This window comes from Streptomyces sp. NPDC001634 (assembly GCF_040298185.1).
Taxonomy (GTDB): Bacteria; Actinomycetota; Actinomycetes; order Streptomycetales; family Streptomycetaceae; genus Streptomyces.
Window position 1 is genome coordinate 1 of record NZ_JBEOZU010000088.1, and the last position, 18,374, is coordinate 18,374.

The window sequence follows — 18,374 nt, forward strand, 5'->3', positions numbered from 1 at the left end:
CCGGCGTCGGCGCCCTCAGGCCAACTGTTCCGGCAACGGCCGGGGGTCCGCGGCGGTCGCGCGGCGGCGGGCGGCCAGAAGTCCGGCCGCGACGAGGGCGGCGGCCAGCCCGAGAACGCCCACCGCACCGGCGAGACTGCCGACCGCCGCCTCCCCGGCGAGCAGAACGAGCGGGCAGACGAACTCGCCGCCGAAGAAGGCCGCCATCCAGAGCCCCGTGCCCCGGCCGCGGTCCTCGAACGCCAGCCGGGACATGGCACTGGTGAGGAGTGCGGGCAGCAGCATGCCCGTGCCCAGGCAGTTGACCACCGCTCCCACGACCAGCAGCGGGGCGTTGCCGGCGAGGAACATCATCCCGAAGCCGACGGCGCACAGCGCAAGAACGACGGGCAGCATGGGGTCCGGAGAACGCTTCAGCCGGGCGAAGGTGACCGCTCCGGCCACGGTGGCGGCACTGGCGACCGCGGTGGCCAGACCGATCACGCCGGAGTTCTTCACCCCGAGGTCGTCGAGCAGGTACGACATCTCCACCGGGACGGTGTAGAAGACCATCGCACCGAAGAAGGTGAGGGCACAGATGCCCGCCAACTGCCGCCAGGGGAACGGGCGGCGGGTCTCCACCTCGGCCGGGCGCTCGTCGACGGCCGTCCGGGACGCCGGGTCGGGCAGGGCGGTGGCCATCAGCGGGGCGAGCGCGAGGCTCACGGCGTAGACCCAGAAGGGCAGGCGCCAGCCCGCCGCGCCGACGGCGCCGCCGAGCACGAAGAAGACGGTTGCCGACGCGGAGGCGCACATGGTCTGCAGGGCGAGGTACTTCACCCGTCGGTGACCTGTGTAGTAGTCCCCGATCAGCGTCGTGCAGCAGGTCATGATGGCGGCCTCGGTGACACCCACCAGGATGCGGACGGCGATGATGCCACCCAGCGAGTCGAGCCACAGCGGGGCCGTTCCGAACACGGCGTACAGAAGGGTCGCCACGATCAGCAGGCGCTTTCGGCCCAGCCGGTCCACGATCACCCCGGCGAACGGGGCCAGCAGTGCCAGCGCCAGCGCCGGAACGGTCAGCACAAGGGGAACCAGCGCCTTGGCCCCCGGGGTGGAGGCGAAGTGGTCCTGCATCTTCGGCAGCACCGGCGCGATCAGCACCGCGCCCAGGATCGGCAGACAGCTGCCCGCCATCAGCAGTGTCAGGCGCAGCAGATGGGCCGGGCCCGACACGGCGACGGGTGACGGAGCGGCGTCATCCACTGCGGCGGGGGACGGGGGCACGGAACCGGGCATGGCGACTCCAGGGACGGCGTACGGGAGCGGGCATGCCGTCACGGGCGCCGTCGACGGCGCACGGCATGCCGGGGAGACCCGCGCGCCGGCGGCTGGTCCGGACAGCGACGTGCGGGGTACGGACGACTATGGGCCGTCCGGGAGCCGGTCGCCATCCTTCGCGCGATCCGAATCCCGTATCGGGCTCATCCACGCTGTGGATGAGCGAGAAACGGTCAAGGGGAGGATCCGGCAACCAGTAGAAGTTTGAAGATTCAAACGAGATTGGCTAAGGTGAGACCATGACTACGACGCCACGCTGGCTGAATCCTGAGGAACGACGGGCGTGGCTCGCCTACGTCGAGTTCTCCACCCACCTGTCCGACCACCTGAACCGTCAGCTACGGCGGGACGCGGGGATGACGCATGCCGACTACACCCTGCTCGCCCACCTCTCCTCCGTCCCGGACCACACCCTGACCATGTCCGAGCTGGCCGAACGTCTGAGGATCACCCGAAGCCGGCTCACCCACGCCGTGACCCGCCTCCAGGAGGCCGGCTACGTCGATCGCCGCGAGGACCCCGGCAACCGCCGCAACCAGCTCGCCGTCCTCACCCCACAGGGGCTCGACCTCCTGGAGCGGGCGGCCCCGGGCCACGTCGAGGCCGTACGCCGCGCCGTCTTCGATGCGCTCACCCCTGAGCAGGTGAGCCAGTTCGCCGCGATCGGAGAGGCGATCAACGGCGCACTCCACCGCATGGACGCCGGCGACGACCAGGAGGCGCTGCCCTGGCGCCGGAGGTAGGGCAGCACTCCTCGTCGGCTACGCGGCGAGTTCTTTGGTGATGCGGTCCAGCATGAAGGCCGAGGACTCGCGGGCCCGTTCCTCCCAGGCGAAGACGCAGGCGGTCGCGACACCGTCGAAGCCCAGCTCGCGCAGGGTGCCGAAGAAGGCGTCCCAGTCGACCTCACCCTGGCCGATGTCGAGGTGCTGGTGGATACGGGCCGGGGTGCCCGGCGGGTTGAGGATGTAGCGCAGGCCGGACGAGCCCTTGTGGTTGAAGGAGTCCGCGATGTGGACGTGCTGGAGCTTGTCGCCGGCGTAGCGCATCATCGCGGCGATGTCCGCGCCGACCTCCGAAGCGCCCGAGAGGTGGAAGGAGTGGGGCGCGCAGTAGAGGTAGTTCACCCAGGGCTTGTTGATCGCGTGGACCAGGTCCACCGCCGGGGTGTTCTCCTCACAGAAGTCGTCCGGGTGGGCCTCCAGGTTGAGGGCGATGCCCTCCCGCTCGAACAGCGGGAGCAGCTCCTCGAGGGAGCGCCAGAAGGCGGCTTCGCTCTCGGCGGCACGCTCCGGCCGGCCGTTGAACTCCGAGTTCATCAGCGGGCATTCGAGGTCCGCCGTGATCTCGATCATCCGCTTCCAGTAGCGGACGGCTGCCTGGCGTTCCGCCTCGTCCGGTGACGACCACTTGTACAGGGGCAGAACGGAGGACAGTTGCACGCCGTGCGTGCGCAGGGACTTCTTCAGTTCCGTGACCCGCTCGTCGTCCGCCCGCGGGTGCAGGAAGAAGGGCATGAAGTCGTCGCGCGGCGACAACTCGATGTATTCGTAGCCGAGTTCGGCGACCGTACGCACCATGGCGTCGATCGACAGGGACCGGAACATGTACGGGTCCAGGGCGATTTTCATGCTGCGCCTCCGTAGAAAGCAGGGCGGGGCTCGAGGTCGGTGGCGATGACGCGGCCCGACTCCAGGGCCTCGACGGTCGCGGCCGTGATCACGGTCGCGGCGTAGCCGTCCCAGGCCGAAGGGCCGGTGGGCCCATTGCCGGCCGCGAGGTTCGCGATCCACTCGCGGAACTCGGTGTCGAAGGCGTCCACGAAGCGGCCCACCCAGTCGGTGAGCACCTCTGTGCTGTGCCGGCCCGCGGTGCGCACGCCGACGGCGGCCGGGTCGGGCAGGCGTACGAGTCCTTCCTCACCGACCACCTCGCACTGGATGTCGTAGCCGTACTGGCAGTTGACGAAGACCTCCAGGTCGACGCGGACGCCCTTCACGGTCTCGAAAAGCATGATCTGCGGGTCCTTCAGGTGCTCGAACCGCTTGCTCGTGGAGCGCGGGGTGACCACCTGGGTGGAGACGATCTCGTCGTCGAGGAGCCAGCGGAGCACGTCCACCTCGTGGACCGCCGTGTCCAGGGCGGCCATGGCGGAGGTGTAGGACTCCGGGACGGTCGGGTTGCGGTGGGCGCAGTGCACCACCAGCGGCTCGCCGACGCGGCCGGATTCGATGACCTGCTTCATCTGGCGGTAGCCGGCGTCGTAGCGGCGCATGAAGCCGACCTGCACCAGGCGGCGGCCATGGGCCGTCTCGGCCTCGACGATCTTCAGGCAGTCCTCGGCGGTGGTGGCGAGGGGCTTCTCGCAGAACACCGGTTTCCCGGCGGCGATCGCGTTCAGCACGTGTTCGGCGTGGGTCGGGCCCCAGGATGTCACGAGGACGGCGTCGACGTCGTCCGCCGCGACCACGGCGGCGCCGTCGGGCACCACCCGGGCGCCGGCCGGAGCCGCTCCCTCCTCGGCGCGGGCGGCGTCGATGTCGGTCACCACGGTGACGCGGGTGCCAGTGATGGTGTCGGTGAGGCGCCGGATGTGTTCCTTGCCGATCCAGCCGGCGCCGATGACGCCTACACGTACGGTCATGGTCGTTTCCTTGGAACAGAGGGTCAGGAGAAGCGCGCCCGGAGTTCGGCTTCCAGGGTTTCGAGGGTGCGGCCCTTGGTCTCGGGGACGTAGAGCTTGACGAAGGTGAGCGAGAAGATCCCCGCCACGACGAAGAGGAAGAAGGTGTTCGAGATTCCGATGCCCGAGACCAGGGACGGGAAGACCAGTCCGATCACGAAGTTGGTCAGCCACAGCACCACGGCCGCCACGCCCATGCCCAAACCGCGCATCCGCATCGGGAAGATCTCCGAGAGCATCAGCCAGGTCACCGGGGAGATCGCGCCCTGCTGGAAGGCGAGGAAGGTGACCGTCATGGCTGCCCAGCCGGTCGGCGGCCTTGCCGAAGCCCGCCCACTGCTCCGCGGTCAGCTCGGGCGACTCGGTGAACGCGCCGGTCTTCTCGTCCCGGTACATCGGCGGGATGAGGACAAGGTGGTGGGCGCCCGCGGCGGCGGTCAGCGTGGCGACCTGGCGTACGTGGGCGAGCATGCCGTCCCACGCCTCGGGGCGGTGCAGCGCGCCGAAGGCCGTACCCCCGGAGACCTTGAGCCCACGGGCGTCCAGCTCCTCCTTCAGACGTTGCGGATCGGTGGGGAGGTAGCCGTAGGGACCGAGCTCCAGCCATTCGTAGCCGGCCTGCGCGAGTTCGTCGAGAAAGCGGGTGTACGACACCTGGTGCTCGTCCTCGGGGAACCAGATGCCCCAGGAGTCGGGGGCCGAGCCGAGGCACAGGTTGCCTGCGGTGGTGCGCAGTGGGGTTGGCGCCGTTGCCATGACGTGTCCTTTGGGGATGGGGGACGGGAACTTCAGCTGGAGGTCGGGAAGTTGAAACCGGCCGCGACCTGCTGTGCGGGCTGGGGCCGGCGGGTGGTGACGACCTTGGGGCGGGTGTAGAAGCGGATGCCCTCGGGACCGTGGATCGGCGAGTCGCCGATGGAGGCGGTGAACAGGGCGGTGCCGTTGCCGTAGGGGTTGGCGTTGATCAGGTCGATGGCCCGGTCGAGGGTGTCCACCCGGAGGACGGCGAGGACGGGGCCGAAGAGTTCTTCCTTGTAGGCGTCCATCCCGGTGGTGACCCGTGCGTCCCAGGTGGTGCGCACCCAGCCGTGGGCGGGGTCGTCGCAGATCAGCCAGGCACGGTCCTGGCCGGGACCCGCCATGACGTTGAGGTAGTAAAGGTCGTAGCCGGGCGCGGCGACGGACGGACCCTGCCGGCCGTGCGGGATCAGGACCGTGTCGCCGGAGCGGACCTCGGCCAGGACGTCGATCGGGCGCTCGGGGGTGCCGTAGACACTCCCCCACGCTCGGCTTCGCTCGCGCGGGGGCACCCCCAGGTAGCCGAACACGTTCTCGCCCGCGACCTGGAAGTGGTAGATCTCCTCCAGCTCCGACTCCGCGCCGGGCCGGGCCTGGTCGTGCTTGTGCGGCGGATACGACGACCAGTTGCCGCCGGGGGTGAGGACCTCGCACACCAGGAGGTGCTCTGCCTCGAAGGTGCCGGGCGGGCAGTAGTTGTTGACCTGGCGGGAGCAGTTCCCGGCGCCGCGCAGTTCGACCGGCACGTTCTGCTGGGGCCCGTACCGAGCGGAGAGTGAGCTCCGCTCGGTACGGGCGGAGGGCAGTGCGAACCTCCCACCGAACACACGGCCGGTCAGGGCCTCCGACTCGCGGGGCAGGTGGGCGAAGTCGGTCACCGAGGCGAACACGCCCGTCCGGCCGCCGAGTTCAAAGCTCTGTCCGTCGACGGTGACGGTGCAGCCACCGGTCAGCGGCAGGACCAGGAACTCGGACTCCCCGGTGGACAGGGTGTGCGCCTCACCCGGCTTCAGGGTCAGGATCCTGAGGCCGGAGTATTCCCAGCCCGCCGACTCGGGCGTGACCAGGAGGCCGTAGGGGCCGTCGGCCGCAGTCCCCCGGGGCAGGTGGTACTTGGCCGTGTCGTTCACAGCAGGCTCACCGCTCGGTCCACGGCGCCGGCGACGTCGCCGCCCGCGGGGTAGAGCAGGGAGCGGCCCACGACCAGACCCTGCGCGGTGGGCTGTTTGAGGGCCTTGCCCCAGGAGGCGAAGGCGGCCCCGGCCCATCGCCAGCACACCTTTGGGGCCCTGCTTCACCACCGCCAGCTCCACCCCAGCGGCCAGCAGCGCCTGCGCGGCGGCATTCGGCTCGCGCTCACCGGTGGCCACCTCACACTCGTCGAGATTGCCGACCGCCACCGTCGTGTGCCGCAACGCCTGCGCGTAATAGGCCCGAGCCTGGTCCGGTTCCGTCCAGAACATCGGCCGCCAGTCGAGGTCGAAGACCGTCGCTCCCGCCTTGGCCCGGTGCGCCAGCGCGGCCGGCGTGGCCGAACGGCTGGGTTCCTCGCTCAGCCCGGTCCCGGTCACCCAGAAGATCCGCGCGTCCCCGACCGCCGCAAGGTCCAGCTCGTCCGCGTGAAGGTCCAGGTCGGGGGCCTTGGGCAGCCGGTAGAAGTACAGCGGGAAGTCGTCCGGCGGGAAGATCTCACAGAACGTCACCGGGGTCGGGGCGATGTCCGACGTGCCCACGAACCGGGCGTCGACGCCGTAGTCCTCCAGGGCCGTGCGGACGAAGTCGCCGAACGGGTCACGGCCCGTCTTGGTGATCGCAGCCGAACCATGGCCGTAGCGAGCGGCAGCCACCGCGACATTCGTCGGGCTGCCGCCCGGATACTTGCCGAACGAGGTGACCTCCGCCGGCCCCACGCCCGTCTGGAGCGGATACACATCCACCCCCACGCGGCCCATGGTCAGCACATCGAACGGCATCACGCCGGCTTCCCTTCGCCCCGGAAATCCGGGGAGTGGTCAGGAGAGAGCTTCCTATCGCGCTCTACTAGCGCGCTCTAGTGCGAGTACGATGACCCCTGTCCAAATGTCATGTCAATACCTTGTTGCCGGGAGATTCCGCGGCTGACCTAGGGTGGGCTCCGTCGAAGGGTGGGTGCACAGGTGGACGCATCGGGCAGGCAGCGGCCCACGATGGCCGACGTTGCCGACAAGGCGGGGGTGTCCCGCGCGCTGGTTTCGATCGTGTTCCGAAACCAGCCGGGAGCGAGCCGGGAGACCCGTGAGCGGGTGCTGCGGGTCGCCGACGAGATCGGTTACCGCCCCGACAGTGCGGCCCGGCTGCTGGCCCGTGGCCGCAGTCGTACGCTCGGCGTGATGTTCACCGTGCAGCAGACGTTCCACACGAACCTGATCGAGGGGATCTACCCCGAGGCGGAACGCCTCGGCTATGACGTCCTGCTCTCCGCGGCCGCCCAGGGCCGCAGCGAGGCCAAGGCGATCGAGGCATTGCTCGGCCACCGCTGCGAGGCACTGATCCTGCTCGGCCCCGACGCGGAGGCCGCGTACCTCGACGAACTCGGACAGCGCGCTGTCACGGTGTCCGTCAGCCGCCGGGTGCCGCGCGCCCGGGTGGACTTCGTGCACAGTGCCGAGAGCAAGGGGGTCCGGCAGGCCATGGACTACCTGGTCGAACTCGGGCACCGCCGGATTGTGCACATCGACGGGGGCCGGGGGCCTGGTTCGGCCGAGCGGCGGCGCGCCTACCGGGCTGCGATGCGCGGGCATGGACTGGAGGCCGAGGTGCGGGTGATTCCCGGTGAGCACACCGAGCAGTCGGGCATCGAGACCGGACAGTTGCTGCTGGCCGAGCGCGACCGGGGGCTGCCCCTGCCGACGGCGGTCCTCGCAGGCAACGACCGTTGCGCGATGGGTGTGTTGATGGCCCTGGTACGGGGCGGTGTCGAAGTGCCGCGTGACATGTCCGTGGTCGGCTACGACGACAGCCATCTCTCCCATCTGATGCCGGTGGGTCTGACCACCGTTCGCCAGGATGCGGTGCTGATGGCGGAGCACGCGGTGCGGTTCGCGGTGGAGCGGCTGGAGAACCCGGAACTGGGGCCGCGGGAGGCGGTGCTGGACCCGAAGCTGGTGGTGCGGGGGACCAGCGGGCCGCCGCCGCAGGGGGCGGCCTGAGCGCTCTCGACGAAGGCCACTGCCCCGCCGCCCCGGGGCGCGCCGGCTGCTCATCAGGTCCTCGTATGGGCGTAACGCGCCCTGAGAATCGTCAGGGGTCCCTGCGCTGTACCGATGTCTGACTGGAGCGCAGGGCGACCGCTCGGTGGAGGGCGTCGCGGCACGCCAGGATCGCGGGGTGCCGGCTGCGGCCGCGGCGTACGACGGTGAAGATGCGGCGTGTGCGCCGGCCGCGGGGGAGTTGCCGCAGCGCGACGGTAGGGGCTTGTCCGCTCCAGACGAGGTCGGGGAGGAAAGCGGCGGCGTGATTCTGCTCCACGAGGCGGAGGTGGAGCAGGAGGTCGGTGGTCTCGAACCGTACGTCGGGTTCGAAGCCGGCATTGCGGCACAGGGTCATGGCCCAGTGCCGCGCGGCTGTGCCTTCGGGTTCCATCACCCAGGGGTGGCTCGCGAGAGAGCGCAGTGTCGCCATCGGGCTGTTGGTGTCCGGGCTGTCGGCCTGTTCCGGCAGTGCGAGGCGCAGGGGGTCGTCGAGCAGGTCTTCCTGTTCGAGTTCGGCGGGCCGCGGGTTGGGGTTGCCGGGGTATTCCTCGCCGAGGACCAGGTCGAAGTCGCGCGCCTGGAGGGCGGGAAGGGCCTTTTCCGGTTCCATCTGCGTGACGTGGAGGCGCAGGTGCGGGTGCAGGTCGCGCAGCAGGCCGAGCGCGTTCGGGAGCAGTGCCAGGGCGGCCGTCTGGAACGAGGCGACGCGCAGTGTGCCGGTCAGGTCGGTCAGGGAGGTGGCGATCTCCGCCTCCGCGCGCTCCAGGCGTTCGAGGACCGCTTCGGTGTGGGCCACGAGGATCTCGGCCTGTTCGGTGAGCCGCACCCGCCGCCCGACCGGTTCAAGCAGCGGGACGCCGACTTCGGCTTCGAGCTGGGAGAGCTGCTGGGAGACGGAGGAGGGGGCGTAGGACAGGGCGGCGGCGACGGCCGCGAGCGTGCCGCGGTGCTTGAGTTCGCGCAGCAGGCGCAGTCGGTGCAGGTCGAACGTCGGCAGCCCGCACTCCTTGCACTCACGGAAATCAAATGGTCGGATTCCTCGATGAGTATAGGTCGGAAACATTCGCTGGACCGATCGTACGAGCTCATCGGAGCCTGATCGTGTGTCCGACAACGCTTCCTCCCCCCGTACGCTGCCATGGCCGGCGCGGCCCGGCGCCCGTACCTGGCGCTGCGATCCCGCACCCGCCGAGGTGCGGGACTTCCACACCGCGCTGCCCGGCCACTCACCCACCCCACTGACCGAACTCCCGCCGCTGGCGGCCGAGTTGGTGGTCGGCCGGGTGTTCGTCAAGGACGAGTCCCGCCGTCTGGGGCTGCCCGCGTTCAAGGCGCTGGGTGCGTCCTGGGCGGTCCACCGCACCCTTGCCGAGCGGGCCGCGAGCCGAAAAGAACCGGGCCCGGTCACCCTGGTGACCGCCACCGACGGCAATCACGGCCGCGCGGTGGCGCGCATGGCACGTCTGCTGGGGCAGCACGCCCACGTCTTCGTCCCGCAGGGCGTGCATCCGCAGGCCGTGGCAGCCATCGTCGCCGAGCGGGCGAAGGTCACCGAGGTCCCGGGGCCGTACGACGAGGCCGTACGCCTGGCGGCCGAGGAGGCTGCCGGACCGGACGCGGTCCTGGTCCAGGACACCGCCTGGCCGGGCTATGAGCAGATCCCCGGGTGGATCGTCGAGGGCTACTCCACACTCTGCGCCGAGATCGACGAGCAACTGGCGGCACAGGGAGTCGTCGAAGGGCCTGATCTCGTCGCCATACCGGTGGGTGTGGGGTCTTTGGCCCAGGCGGTCGTCACCCACTACCGCAGCCGCCCCTCCGGGCGTGCTCCAGCGCTGCTGTCGGTGGAGCCGGAGGCCGCGGCCTGCGTCCTCGAAAGCCTCACCCTGGGCGAGCCCGTCAGCGTCACCACCGGCGACACCATCATGGCCGGGCTGAACTGCGGCACCCCCTCAAGCATCGCCTGGCCCTACCTGTACGGCGGGCTGGATGCCGCGGTCGCCATCCCCGACGCAGACAGTGCCCGCGCGGCCGCTCATCTCGCGGTCCTCGGGGTTTCCTCGGGTCCCTGTGGGGCCGCGGCGCTGGCCGGTCTGCGCGCGGTGCTCACCGGCGTGGGTGCCGAGGAACGGCGTACGGCACTGGGGCTCGGCTCCGACTCGGTGGCCGTACTGCTGAGCACCGAGGGCACGGCCGCCAATCCCTCGGCATGCTGACCCATTTCATGGCCGCGCTCGGTGTCCTCGGCCTGCTGACCGTCGTGCCCGGCCCGGACATGGCGGTGGTCACCCGACGCGCCCTCGCGGCCGGCCCCGGGGACGCACTGTGGACCGGGGCGGCATCGCGACCGGGCTGCTGCTCTGGGGCGCGCTGACCATGGCCGAGTCGCTCTGCGGCCGGCCGCACTCTCACCCGTGAGCTTCCACCCCGTCGGCGACGGCCGTTGGCGTGTGCGGAGACCGCCACGGGCGTCGCCTCCACCGCGTACGCGATTGAGGCGTGGGACCTGACAGCCCCGGTGTGAGCCGGACCGTGCTCCGCGCGGGCCACGTCGTCAGCCCGAACCGTCAACGCGAACTCCGGACCGGCTGCCTCACGTCAAGCGCCTGCTGGGTGGCAGGGGCGGGGTGCTCGCCCGATCCGCGGACGATCAGTCGGGTGGGGACGGTGGTGGTGCGAGCGCGGGAGCGGTCACCGTCGAGCCGTGCCAGGGCGGTTGCCGCAGCTGCACGGCCGATTTCTTCGGGGTCCTGGGCGACGACGGTGAGGGCCGGTTCGAGTGCCTCGGCGAGCGGCACGTCGTCGAAGGCGACGACAGCGATGTCCTTCCGCTCGCTGCGGGCGAGTTCGGCGACTATGCCCAGCGCGACCATGTTGTTGCCGGCGAACAGGGCTGTGGGGGGAGCCGCCAGGTCGAGCAGTTGGGCGGTCGCGGCCGCGGCCCCCTGCTGGTCGTGGGCGTTGGTGACCAGCGAGGGGTCGTAGGGGAGTTCGGCTTCCTGCAGGGCCGCGCGGTATCCGGCCAGGCGTTCGCGGCGGGTGTACAGCCTGACGGGCAGGTCGCCGACGAAGCCGATGCGCCGGTGGCCATGGGCGATCAGGTGGGCGACGCCCTCATGGGCCCCTGCACGGTTGGAGCTGACGATGCTGTCCGTGGAGAGGCCGACTCCCGGACGGTCGAGGAAGACCACGGGCAGCCCCGCCGCGCGGTGGCTCTTGAGGTGGGAGTGGTCGGCGCCGACGGACGGCACGACCATCAGGATGCTGACGCGGCGGGCGAGGAACTTGTCCGTCAGGGCGCGTTCCCGGTCGGGGTCGTCCGTGGAGGAGCCCATCAGCAGGGTCAGGCCGCGTTCGCGCACGGTGTCCTCGATGGCGCGGGCCACGGCCCCGAAGAAGGGGTTGCCGAGGTCGGGGATGACGAGACCGATGGTGGTGTCGGGTCCGCCGACGCGGATGTTGCGTGCCATGAGGTTCGGCTGGAAGCCGAGTTTGGCCACGGCGGTGAGAACCTGTTCCCTGGTCTGCGCCGAGACGGGTCCGTCCTCGTTGAGGACGCGGGAGACCGTCTTGGCGCTGACGCCCACTTCTCGTGCGACGTCGGCCAGGGTGGGGCGGCGGTTCGCTGCCATGGGAATAACCGTTTTCTGTGGGCTCGTCGGTTCCGGCCGCTTATCGGCCGGAACCTCCGAGTGCTTGGTCAATTGGCCTGGACTCCGGCGGCCTTGGCCGCCTCGGAGTCCGCCACGACAGTACCTCCGGCCTCATCGACGGTGAGGGCGCCGGTCATGATGGCGACGACCTCCGCCATGGAGTAGTCGGAGGGTTTGATCACGGCGGCGCGCCGGCCCAGCCGGTGGACGTGGATCCGGTCGGCGATCTCGAAGACATGGGGCATGTTGTGGCTGATCAGGACGACCGGCATGCCCTTGTCGCGGACGCGGCGGATGAGGTCGAGGACCTGGCCGGATTCCTTGACACCCAGGGCGGCGGTGGGCTCGTCCATGACGACGACGCTGCGGGCCCAGGCGACGGCGCGGGCGACCGCCACGGCCTGGCGCTGGCCGCCGGAGAGGGTCTCGACCGCCTGGGTCAGCGAACGCAGGCCGATCTTCAGGTCGGCCATGTGCTCGGCGGCTTCCTCACGCATCCGCTTCTTGTCGAGCATGCGGAAGGCGCTGCCGAGGATGCCGGGACGGCGCAGTTCGCGGCCGAGGAACATATTGGAGGCGATGTCCATGGAGGCGGCCACGGCGAGGTCCTGGTAGACCGTTTCGATGCCGTGGGCGCGTGCGCTCTGCGGCCCGGAGAACTGGATGGGTTCGCCGCCCAGGCGTATCTCTCCCGCGTCGGGGATCAGCGCGCCGGTGAGGGCCTTGATCAGGCTGGTCTTGCCTGCTCCGTTGTCGCCGATGACGGCGAGGACCTCGCCGGGCAGCAGATCGAAGTCGGCACCGTCGATGGCGGTGACGTGGCCGTAGCGCTTGACCAGACCGCGGGCCTGCAGAACGGGGGTCGGAGTGGTGGCGGTCATCGGGCCTTCTTCCGGGAGATCTGGTCGACGGTCACCGCGAGGATGACCAGGACTCCGGTGATGAGGGTCTGGTAGATGGAGGCGACGCCCATCAGTTGGAGGCCGTTGCGGAAGACGCCGACGATGAGGACGCCGATGAAGGTGCCCAGGACCGATCCGCGTCCACCGAAGAGGCTGGTGCCGCCGAGGACCACGGCGGTGATGCTGTCGAGGTTGTCGGTCTGGCCGGCCTGGGGGTCGCCGACTCCGGTGCGGGAGATGAGCAGCAGGGCGGCGATCCCGTACAGCAGGCCGGCCACGGTGTAGACGCCGATGGTGAGCCGCGAGTTGCGGATGCCGTTGAGCCGGGCTGCCTCGGAGCTGTTGCCCAGGGCGTAGACGTGCCTGCCCCAGGCGGTGTTGCTCAGCGCGTAGGCGAGCGCGAGGAACAGGGCGATGGTGACCAGGGAGCCGTAGGTGATGTCGGTCTTGCCGAGCGGGAACGTCTGCCCGAGGGCCGTCAGCGGCCCGGGCAGGTTGGTGATCGTCTGCTCGTTGGAGTAGATGTGCGTCAGGGCGAACGCCACGTTGAGCATGCCGAGGGTCACGATGAACGGCGGCAGCGGGATCTTCTGTACCAGCAGTCCGTTGACCAGGCCGAAGCCGCCGCAGACACCGATGCCCAGGGCGATGGCGAGGAGCGGTGGCAGAGAACCCTCGGCCGCCATCTTGGCGATCATGATGCTGCCGAACGCCATCACGGCCCCGCACGACAGATCGATTCCCGCGGTGAGGATGATCAGGGTCTGTCCGATGGCGAGGGTGCCGACGACCATGACCTGCTGCACGATCAGGGAGAAGTTCCCGCCGGAGAGGAACTGGTCGGTCGAGAAGGAGAAGAAGACGCAGGCCAGGAGGAGAGCGACCAGCGGGCCGGTGGTCGGTGCCGTGAGCAGTCTGCGGGCCGTGGACGGTGCTTTGAGCTCGGCGTACGGCGTGGTCGTGGCTGTCATGCAAAGTCCTTGTCGGAAGACAGAAGTCCTTGTTGGAGGACAAGGGGGCGGCCGTCCCCGGTCGGGGAGGTGGGGCCGGCCGCCCCGCTGAGGGGAGTAGCGGTGTCGTACGGTCCTCGGGGGCGGCTCAGCCCCAGCAGTTCTGCAGGCCGAACGCGGTGTCCTTGGACGTGACCCCAGCCTGTGCCTTGTCGCTGATCAGGTTGACTCCGGTGTCGGTGTAACCGGACGCCTTCTTGCCGGTCTTGGCGTACGTCACGACGGCATTGACGCCCTCGGAGGCCATCTTCAGCGGGTACTGCTGCGAAGTCGCGGCAATCTTGCCGTCCTTGACCGCCTGGGTCCCGGTGCAGCCGCCGTCGACGGAGACGATCAGGACGTCCTTCTCCCGGCCCTTGGCCTTCAGTGCGGTGTACGCGCCCAGGGCGGCCGGTTCGTTGATGGTGTAGACGAGGTTGATGTCGGGCGACTTCTGAAGGCAGTTCTCCATGGCGGTCTGGCCCTTGGCCTGGTCACCGCCGGTGTCCTGGGAGCAGACGACGTCCTTGTCGGTGGCGCCGAAGCCCTTCAGGAAGCCGTCGTGACGCTGGACGCCGACGGAGACGCCCGGCGCCAGGTCGAGGGTGGCTATCTTCGCCGTCTTGCCCTTCATGGCGGCCTTGGCGTAATCGCCGATCAGCACACCGGCGTTGAGGTTGTTGGTCGCGAAGAGGGCGTCGACCGCGCTCTGCGGTTCGGTCGGCGTGTCCAGGGCGATGACCAGGACTCCCTTGGCACGGGCCTTCGCGATCGCGGGGACGATCGCCTTGGAGTCGCTCGGGGTGATCAGGATGCCCTTCACGCCGGCGGCGACCATGTTCTCAAGGGCGGTGACCTGTCCGGCGTTGTCGCCGTCGAACTTGCCCGCGGCGGTCATCAGTTGGACGCCGTCCTGCTTGGCGGCCTTCTCCGCGCCTTCCTTCATCTTCACGAAGAACGGGTTGGTCTCGGTCTTGGTGATCAGACCGACCTTGATGCTCCCCGAGCCGGAGCTCTTGGAGCTCGATCCGGAGCCGGATCCGCAGGCCGTCAGGGCGAGGGCTGCAACGCCCGTGCACGCAGCGACTCTGAGGAGGGAGGGGGTCAGACGAGTGGTGCGAGACATGAACGACTCCTGCGGGATTGCGAGCGGCGCGGTCGGCATCGAAGCATGCCGTCCCGAGGTGTCATCGTTGACTTATGTCATCGTTGACACTGCTTGCGGAGGATGATGGACTCCGGTTCCCGGCAACGTCAATGCCTTGCACCCGTCACAAATTGGCAACGCTCACGGTCACCGTCGAGCCGGAGCCGATCAGCGGCCTGCCCCATGAATCGCCCCTTTTGCCCGCATTGTTCGGAAGAGAGAGCAGCCCATGAGCCCGCGTCAGATCACCGTCCTGGGAGAGTGCGTCGCGGACGCCTTCACCGAACCCGCAAGCGCCTCGCATGAACTCGCGCTGCGTGTGCTGCCCGGCGGCGGACCTGCGAATACGGCGGTGGCTCTGGCCCGGCTGGGCACCCCGGCCCGGTTCCTTGCGCGCCTGTCCGGCGACGTATTCGGCCGCCTGTTCAGGGCCCACCTGGAGGCGTCCGGTGTGGACCTGTCGTATGCCGTTGCGGCCGCCGAGCCCAGCACGCTGGCGGTTGCGGAGCTGGACGCCCGGGGGCAGGCCACGTTCTCCTTCCATGCGCAGAACACGGCCGACTGGCAGTGGACGGCGGCGGAACTGGCAGGGGTGGATTTGTCCGAAACGACCTGTGTGCACACCGGCTCCCTGGCGCTGGTCCGTGAGCCCGGCGCTGCGGTGGTGGAGGAGTTCCTGGCAACAGCCTCTCCCCGGGCCACGATCAGCATCGACCCCAACGTACGGCCGCTGCTGGTGCGTCCCGAGGTCTACCGTGCCCGGCTGGCGCACTGGTGCGGCCTCGCCGATGTGCTGCGGTTGAGCGAGGAGGACCTGGAGCTGCTCCTGCCGGGCATATCGCCCGAGCAGGCGTGCGACACCTGGCACGCCGCAGGGGCGCGGCTCGTCGTGATCACGCGTGGCGCCGACGGTGCCCTGGTTTCACTCGACGGCGAGCGGCTGCAGGTGCCCGCGGTGGCGACGCGGGTGGTCGACACGGTCGGGGCGGGGGACTCCTTCACCGCAGGGCTGCTGCACCATCTCGGCACCCGCGGACTCCTCGGTGGCCGGCTGACGGACATCGGTCTCGGCGATGTCGCGGAAGCCTGCGTGTTCGCCACTCGGGTCGCGGCCCTGACCTGCTCGGTTGCCGGCCCCAATCCGCCGTGGAACAACGAGCTGGCGCAGTTCGTGACCGCCGAGGGCGCATGACGGCCGGGCGGGCCGTGCCCGGGTGATCGCCCACCGGTCGTTGACGAGTTGGCCGGATCGACTCCATCATCATCGGGCCACTCGATGTCATCGATGACACTCCGAGACCCACCGCCCTCAGTTCCGGCAAGGCTGCGGACGTCCCGGGCCGGCTCGGTGAAGCCGGACCGGGCCCGTGTCCGGCACCTCGGCTCCTGCCACGAGTGACGAGACGACAGCACCCCCGTAACGCAAGGACACGAGACCGTGAAGAAGACCCTGCTCGCCGAGTTCACCGCCCGCGAGGGAGTGGAGGACGAGGTTGCCCGCCTGCTGCGGGACTACGCCCGGAAGGTGTGCGAGGAAGAAGGCAACCTCGCCTTCGACGTCTACACCAAGGAGTCCAACCCACGCGCCTACTGGATCTTCGAGGTCTACCGGGACGAGGACGCCTTCCAGGCGCACCTGAACGCTCCGTACGGAGCCCCGTTCAACACCGCACTCGCCCCGCTGATCGAGGAGGACGCCTCCGTGCTGACGTTCCTTGATCCGGCGGCCTGACGCTGCGACGATGCCCGGGCCCGCCCACCTCACGGGCCCGGCCGTCACACCACCTGACGAGAATCAGTCGCGCCTGGGCTCGGGCGGGACCTTCGTGAAGACAGCGGGGCCGACCGGCACTGCCAGTAGCGTCAAAGGCTCGTGGGGTGCCCTGTCAGGGCACGGAACACCCCTCCCCGTCGCGTACGGCGTCATGGACCGCCTGCAGGCAGGAGCGGAGGGCCTTCGGGCCGCGGTCGGCGGCGACGGAGATGTTCACGACGGGCATGTCACGCACCCGCCACAACACGGCCGAACGAGCCGAAATCCGCGGCCACGGTGGTGTCCTTCGTGAGCGGGACGGCATCGGCATTCCGCCGGTGAGGACGATCCATCCCGCGCGCAGGGGTTGACCGCGCCGGCCCGGGTCGTAGGCCTCGAGAGCAAGACCCTGCGCCGGGTGTCCCTGGACGCCGCTCCGGTCGCGGTGTCGACTGCCTTGCCGTCGACTGCCAGGGCACACGGCTCCAGGGCGAGGCCGATCCCACGGCGGATCGAGCGACCGGCCCGGTGATGAACGCTCCCTAGGAGCGAGATCCTGCAGAGTCGGCGGGGCCTGCTCCCGAGGGGCGGCAGCCCTTGCCGCGGTGCTGCAGAGGGCGCGGGTCAGGAGAGCCCCGATGCCCTCAGAACCGACCGGGCCGCTTCGTCGTCGATCCGCCGGCCAAGTCGCTCCAGCACGTCGGCTCCCTGGCGGAGTGTGCCGCGTTCGAGGGAGCGGCGGACGCCGGTGTCGAGTTCGTGCCAGATGAGCGGATTGGTTGCGAGGACCCGGGGGTCGAGTTCCAGGCGGTGACCGTGGGTGTCCCGAAGGACCAGGTGGGAGGAGACGCCGCCGTACTGGCGTACGGCTACGAGGGCGTCCGTACGGACGCTGTGCCGGCGCCAGGGGCTCCGCACTGCGAGCCAGCCGTGGCCCGCGGTCACCCGGGGTGGCAGAAGGACGGCGAAGACCGCCACGGACAAGGTGATCCACAGCATGGCGCGAAGGGGTGTCAGGCTGCCCGCGTCCCAGTCGACCAGCAGGGCCATGGCGCAGAACACGACGGCGCAGCTCACCGCGAGCCGGGCACTGCCGCGCCAGTGGCGGTCGTCGGCCGGGGCCAGTGGTCCGCTCCGCTGCATGACGTTGACGCTAAGCGGTGATGCGGGGCCGGACGACCTTTGCTGACGGAGCTCTGACGCCGTACCGGTGAATCTTGACGGGATCCTGACGCGTGATTCCGGTCAGCCGACGTGGACCCTGGGGCGCACCGTGCGGTTCGGCTCCGCCTCGCGCCGGACCTCTCGGGTGACCGGGGCGACTTCGCCCTGGCCGAAGAGGAAGAAGCGCAGGAAGTGGGTGAAGGGGTACGGGGGCGGCGGGCGTGCGGTGGGAAACGAAGAGCGAGGGGCGCCGGAGCCGATCACGGCGCCCCTCGGGTCCGCGGAAAGCGCGTCAGACGGACGCGGGCGTCTCCGGGCAGCGCGGCGCACGACGCAGCGGCCGAGTGGGACTCGGCGGCCGGTCGAAGAGGAGCCAGGCGCTGTTCACAGGCTCCATGGAAGCCGTCCCGCAGACGCTGGGCAAGCAGACTGCCTCTTCCTGATGGGCCTCTGACGTGCGCATACGTGTCCTTGACGGTAGAGCCAGGATGGCGGGCGCGGTTCGGCCAACGGCGGGCACCTCCGAGATGAGCAGGTTGGTCGGCCTTCGGTGGGGGCCGTCCAAGCGCCGGTGCCGTCGGCGGACCGGCCGGCTGACAGGGACGGTGGGCGCGGGTCAGTGCGGTGCCGGGGCCCCCGCCCCCCACCGGGTCGCACATCCGGACGCGCCGCCACGAGCCGCAAGGCCAGCCCGGGTTCCCAGTGCCAGCGGACCAGAACCGGGCACCCGAG

At 69.9% G+C, this 18,374-nt stretch carries 15 protein-coding genes and 5 pseudogenes; 6 read left to right on the plus strand and 14 right to left on the minus strand.

Annotation, left to right across the window (positions count from 1 at the left end):
- Positions 1-15: 15 nt before the first annotated feature.
- Complete coding sequence (locus ABT186_RS38540; RefSeq protein ID WP_351233635.1) at positions 16-1,281, minus strand: MFS transporter; 1,266 nt, start codon at positions 1,279-1,281, stop codon at positions 16-18.
- 281 nt (positions 1,282-1,562) lie between these two features.
- On the opposite strand from ABT186_RS38540, the gene ABT186_RS38545 reads away from it, so the two are divergent.
- Positions 1,563-2,066, plus strand: coding sequence for a MarR family winged helix-turn-helix transcriptional regulator (locus ABT186_RS38545; RefSeq protein WP_351929075.1), 504 nt, complete (start codon positions 1,563-1,565; stop codon positions 2,064-2,066).
- An 18-nt stretch (positions 2,067-2,084) separates the two neighbouring features.
- Here the strand turns inward: ABT186_RS38545 and ABT186_RS38550 are convergent, their stop codons facing one another.
- From ABT186_RS38550 to ABT186_RS38580, 7 genes and pseudogenes are all read right to left on the minus strand, one after another.
- Positions 2,085-2,954, minus strand: a complete 870-nt coding sequence (locus tag ABT186_RS38550) for a sugar phosphate isomerase/epimerase family protein (RefSeq protein ID WP_351233639.1) — start codon at positions 2,952-2,954, stop codon at positions 2,085-2,087.
- A complete protein-coding gene (locus tag ABT186_RS38555; protein ID WP_351929091.1) occupies positions 2,951-3,967 on the minus strand; it encodes a Gfo/Idh/MocA family protein in 1,017 nt (338 codons plus the stop codon). The genes ABT186_RS38550 and ABT186_RS38555 overlap by 4 nt, the downstream gene beginning before the upstream one ends.
- 23 nt (positions 3,968-3,990) lie before the next feature.
- A pseudogene (locus tag ABT186_RS38560) lies at positions 3,991-4,305 on the minus strand (MFS transporter); the annotation flags it as partial.
- Position 4,306: 1 nt separating this feature from the next.
- Positions 4,307-4,762 (minus strand): annotated as a pseudogene (locus tag ABT186_RS38565) (sugar phosphate isomerase/epimerase family protein); the annotation flags it as partial.
- 32 nt (positions 4,763-4,794) lie between these two features.
- The gene (iolB, locus tag ABT186_RS38575) at positions 4,795-5,934 is read right to left on the minus strand and encodes a 5-deoxy-glucuronate isomerase (RefSeq protein WP_502973465.1); all 1,140 of its coding nucleotides are present in this window, start codon (positions 5,932-5,934) and stop codon (positions 4,795-4,797) included.
- Positions 5,931-6,062 (minus strand): annotated as a pseudogene (locus tag ABT186_RS48160) (Cgl0159 family (beta/alpha)8-fold protein); the annotation flags it as partial. The pseudogene ABT186_RS48160 and the gene iolB, both read right to left, overlap by 4 nt.
- 1 nt (position 6,063) lies before the next feature.
- Positions 6,064-6,777, minus strand: a pseudogene (locus ABT186_RS38580) (PfkB family carbohydrate kinase); the annotation flags it as partial.
- 213 nt (positions 6,778-6,990) lie between these two features.
- Between ABT186_RS38580 and ABT186_RS38585 the strand changes: the two are divergent.
- Positions 6,991-7,992 (plus strand): LacI family DNA-binding transcriptional regulator, encoded by a 1,002-nt coding sequence (locus tag ABT186_RS38585; protein WP_351233641.1) that lies wholly within the window; start codon positions 6,991-6,993, stop codon positions 7,990-7,992.
- Positions 7,993-8,083: 91 nt separating this feature from the next.
- On the opposite strand, the gene ABT186_RS38590 is transcribed toward ABT186_RS38585, so the two are convergent.
- Complete coding sequence (locus tag ABT186_RS38590) at positions 8,084-9,097, minus strand: LysR family transcriptional regulator (RefSeq protein WP_351233643.1); 1,014 nt, start codon at positions 9,095-9,097, stop codon at positions 8,084-8,086.
- 40 nt (positions 9,098-9,137) lie between these two features.
- Here ABT186_RS38590 and ABT186_RS38595 point away from each other — a divergent pair, with 40 nt between their 5' ends.
- Together ABT186_RS38595 and ABT186_RS38600 are read left to right on the plus strand one after the other, a co-directional pair.
- The gene (locus tag ABT186_RS38595) at positions 9,138-10,250 is read left to right on the plus strand and encodes a diaminopropionate ammonia-lyase (RefSeq protein WP_351929077.1); all 1,113 of its coding nucleotides are present in this window, start codon (positions 9,138-9,140) and stop codon (positions 10,248-10,250) included.
- Positions 10,244-10,416: pseudogene (locus ABT186_RS38600) on the plus strand (LysE family translocator); the annotation flags it as partial. The gene ABT186_RS38595 and the pseudogene ABT186_RS38600, both read left to right, overlap by 7 nt.
- Positions 10,417-10,601: 185 nt before the next feature.
- Here the strand turns inward: ABT186_RS38600 and ABT186_RS38605 are convergent.
- The 4 genes from ABT186_RS38605 to ABT186_RS38620 form a co-directional block, all read right to left on the minus strand.
- Positions 10,602-11,666 carry a LacI family DNA-binding transcriptional regulator gene (locus ABT186_RS38605; protein WP_351233651.1) on the minus strand — a complete coding sequence of 355 codons (1,065 nt, stop codon included), beginning with the start codon at positions 11,664-11,666 and terminating at the stop codon, positions 10,602-10,604.
- Positions 11,667-11,734: 68 nt separating this feature from the next.
- Entirely contained in the window at positions 11,735-12,568 is an 834-nt protein-coding gene (locus tag ABT186_RS38610) for an ATP-binding cassette domain-containing protein (protein ID WP_351237334.1), read from the minus strand.
- The gene (locus tag ABT186_RS38615) at positions 12,565-13,560 is read right to left on the minus strand and encodes an ABC transporter permease (protein ID WP_351237333.1); all 996 of its coding nucleotides are present in this window, start codon (positions 13,558-13,560) and stop codon (positions 12,565-12,567) included. Before ABT186_RS38615 ends, ABT186_RS38610 begins: the two co-directional genes overlap by 4 nt.
- A gap of 127 nt (positions 13,561-13,687) precedes the next feature.
- Complete coding sequence (locus ABT186_RS38620; RefSeq protein WP_351929079.1) at positions 13,688-14,704, minus strand: sugar ABC transporter substrate-binding protein; 1,017 nt, start codon at positions 14,702-14,704, stop codon at positions 13,688-13,690.
- A gap of 250 nt (positions 14,705-14,954) precedes the next feature.
- Between ABT186_RS38620 and ABT186_RS38625 the strand changes: the two genes are divergently transcribed.
- Both ABT186_RS38625 and ABT186_RS38630 read left to right on the plus strand, forming a co-directional pair.
- On the plus strand, positions 14,955-15,917 hold the full coding sequence (locus ABT186_RS38625; RefSeq protein WP_351929081.1) for a carbohydrate kinase family protein: 963 nt from the start codon (positions 14,955-14,957) through the stop codon (positions 15,915-15,917).
- A 246-nt stretch (positions 15,918-16,163) separates the two neighbouring features.
- Positions 16,164-16,457 (plus strand): putative quinol monooxygenase, encoded by a 294-nt coding sequence (locus ABT186_RS38630; protein ID WP_351237327.1) that lies wholly within the window; start codon positions 16,164-16,166, stop codon positions 16,455-16,457.
- 645 nt (positions 16,458-17,102) lie between these two features.
- Here ABT186_RS38630 and ABT186_RS38635 read toward each other — a convergent pair.
- Positions 17,103-17,621 (minus strand): hypothetical protein, encoded by a 519-nt coding sequence (locus ABT186_RS38635; RefSeq protein ID WP_351237325.1) that lies wholly within the window; start codon positions 17,619-17,621, stop codon positions 17,103-17,105.
- Between the last annotated feature and the right edge of the window lie 753 nt (positions 17,622-18,374).